This is a genomic window from Bradyrhizobium sp. 35, from assembly GCF_023073215.1.
GTDB lineage: Bacteria > Pseudomonadota > Alphaproteobacteria > Rhizobiales > Xanthobacteraceae > Bradyrhizobium > Bradyrhizobium canariense_D.
In genome coordinates this window covers 1-2298 of the sequence record NZ_JADPJC010000052.1, presented here as the reverse complement: position 1 = coordinate 2298, position 2298 = coordinate 1, and the positions used below count along the sequence as shown (strand labels likewise).

General features: G+C 58.6%; 3 protein-coding genes and 1 pseudogene. 3 read left to right on the top strand and 1 reads right to left on the bottom strand.

The genetic code is table 11. The features are described from left to right. From IVB36_RS10290 to IVB36_RS10280, 3 genes are all read left to right on the top strand, one after another. The coding region (locus IVB36_RS10290; RefSeq protein WP_346731041.1) for a Crp/Fnr family transcriptional regulator at window positions 1-821 on the top strand (821 nt) is incomplete at its 5' end. A gap of 500 nt (window positions 822-1321) precedes the next feature. Then, window positions 1322-1804, top strand: a complete 483-nt coding sequence (locus tag IVB36_RS10285; RefSeq protein ID WP_245288445.1) for a hypothetical protein — start codon at window positions 1322-1324, stop codon at window positions 1802-1804. Between the two features lie 152 nt (window positions 1805-1956). Continuing rightward, a complete protein-coding gene (locus tag IVB36_RS10280) occupies window positions 1957-2199 on the top strand; it encodes a hypothetical protein (RefSeq protein ID WP_247391464.1) in 243 nt (80 codons plus the stop codon). Window positions 2200-2208: 9 nt separating this feature from the next. Here IVB36_RS10280 and IVB36_RS10275 read toward each other — a convergent pair. Further along, a pseudogene (locus IVB36_RS10275) lies at window positions 2209-2298 on the bottom strand (IS5/IS1182 family transposase); the annotation flags it as partial.

Below are 2298 nucleotides of genomic sequence, written 5' to 3'. Positions count from 1 at the left end.
TTTGCTGTCCAATCCCATCCGAAACCTCCGTCCAAGCCGGAGGCTTCTTTCGCACGTTCATTCGAATTCTGAAGCAAGGGTATCGGCTTCGCGCTTACGCAAATCTTGCGTCAGCGCTCATTACGAAACTCGCTGTATCGAACCACCTGGATGGCGAAGACATCCGCGCCATTCAGAGCCTGCGGATTCGCGAGCGGCATCTCGGCGCGCGTGAAATCATTGTCGCTGATGGCGTTCGTCCCGGCGAGTGCTGCCTGATCGTTGAGGGGTTTGCCTTCCGCTCGAAAACGACCGCGGACGGAGAGCGACAGGTCCTGTCCTTGCATATTCCCGGCGACATACCTGACCTTCAAAGCCTTCACCTCGGGATCATGGACCATGATCTGGTCAGCCTTTCGCCTTGCACGCTTGGGTTCATTTCGCACGCCGAGCTGACGGAGGTGACGGCGCGACACCCGCACCTAGCCGCGGCCTTGTGGCGAGAGACCTTGATCGATGGTTCTATCTTCCGCGAATGGATCGTGAATGTCGGGCGGCGCGCCGCGCTGCAGAGAATGGCTCACCTGTTGATCGAAGTGCACGAGCGACTTGAAGCAATCGGACGCACTCGCGGCGGGGAGTTTAGCTTGCCCATCACTCAAATTGATCTTGGCGATTGTTTGGGACTTTCAGTGGTCCATACGAACCGTACCCTTCAAGCTCTGCGCGGGGAACGGTTGGTGGAAACGGACAAGTCCGGCTTCAACTTGCTCGACCAGGAACGCTTGAAAGATCTGGCAGGATTCGATCGGGCCTATCTCCATCTGACGCCAAGCCGCTAGAAAACTCAGAGCCTCGCAGCTAGTTGGTACCTCACGCCGCGGCTGCTGACGCCGCGAGGACCTGCTGACGCTCCGTTAGGAACCTGCCCTCGGTACTTGGTTTGTTGTCTCCCTCGCTCATCCGAGCTGCCGGAGCGGCCCCGGCCTATAATCTCCAGCCCGCTGAAGCCGGGGCCGTTTCTCCGCCGTCCGGGGCGGCCTGCTTACGGCAACAGTGGCCTATAAACCGAGGGAGCGGTGCCCTGAAGAACTATCCTGTTGACCCCGGACGTCCGCGGGAATGCGGTGAGGTCGCTTGACCAGAAAGCTCGATCATGGCCTTGGATGCCGAGGACGAGCTAGAAGCTTTGCGGATTGGGAAAAAAATGGCGGCCATGCTCAACAAGGCAATTACCGTCAGAGCTGCCGACCGCAGGATATTGGCGAGGCTGCAGCCGCCAAAATCGAGCCCTCGCTAGCCCCCGACAGGAAGGCCGAACGAGCTACCCCGGCGTAAGCTGATGCGTTCGCACAACGGGCATCGTTGCGCCGGTGTCGTATTGTTCACTTGCGATCCGCTCAATCGTCGAGCGATGCCTCTTGAAGGTTTCAATAAGGTCGTTTGGGCTGGTTCCGTCTGGCGCAGCGCGATCCCGCAGGGCGGCTATATCCACTCGGCAATCGATGCGGTCGTCGCCCGCGAACATCGCAAAGAACAACGCTTCATTGTTCGAGGCATCGAACTCGCCAGATGGATCAGAGGTAAGGGGCATCTCGGGAAGTCCGTCGCTCAAGTCTTCGATAAATCGCGGCTCAGCTGGGATGAAGTCTCGCCGTCATCCCAGCGCTCAACCTTCAGCGCAAAGAACGGCCCCAGGCCAAGGTGGCACGACCTAGGGCTGAGGGCCGCTCCCGGCTACCGAACCGATAACCTCATGCGTCTGAAACGCATGCAGAACCAAGAGCGGATGATGGGCATCGTTCCTATCGCGGCTTCTCGATAGCTCCGGCTGATGACGGTCGGACGCTGGCCTGTTTCCGAAGTGGCCTAGTTTGAGTTGAGCAGTGGCCTGCCTTGCTGTTTTAACATGCATCCGGGAACGAGCGCACTTAACCTGCATCAAGAATCTGAACGGCCCAATTGGGGGATTGGCCTATGGGCGTGGAGCGTATGCACCCACCGAAATACTGGCTTATGCGTGCGGAGGAGTTCCACACGAAAGCGGATAACTGCCAATATCCGGGGACCAGAGACTCGCTCCGTCAAGTTGCGAAGAACTTCGAGGCGTTGGCTCGCCAAGCGCATATGATCCTTGATCTCACCACCCAATCGGATGAGCGCGGCCTAGAAGCCCGCCGGGTGGCACAAGAACACGCGGACGAGCAACGGATGAACTAGGGTTCAGACTCAATTGATCCAATAAGCGACGAGAGCGGCGAGGTGGACGGCGGCCAAGAAGTTTCTGGCAAGTTTGTCGTAGCGAGTAGCAACACGCCT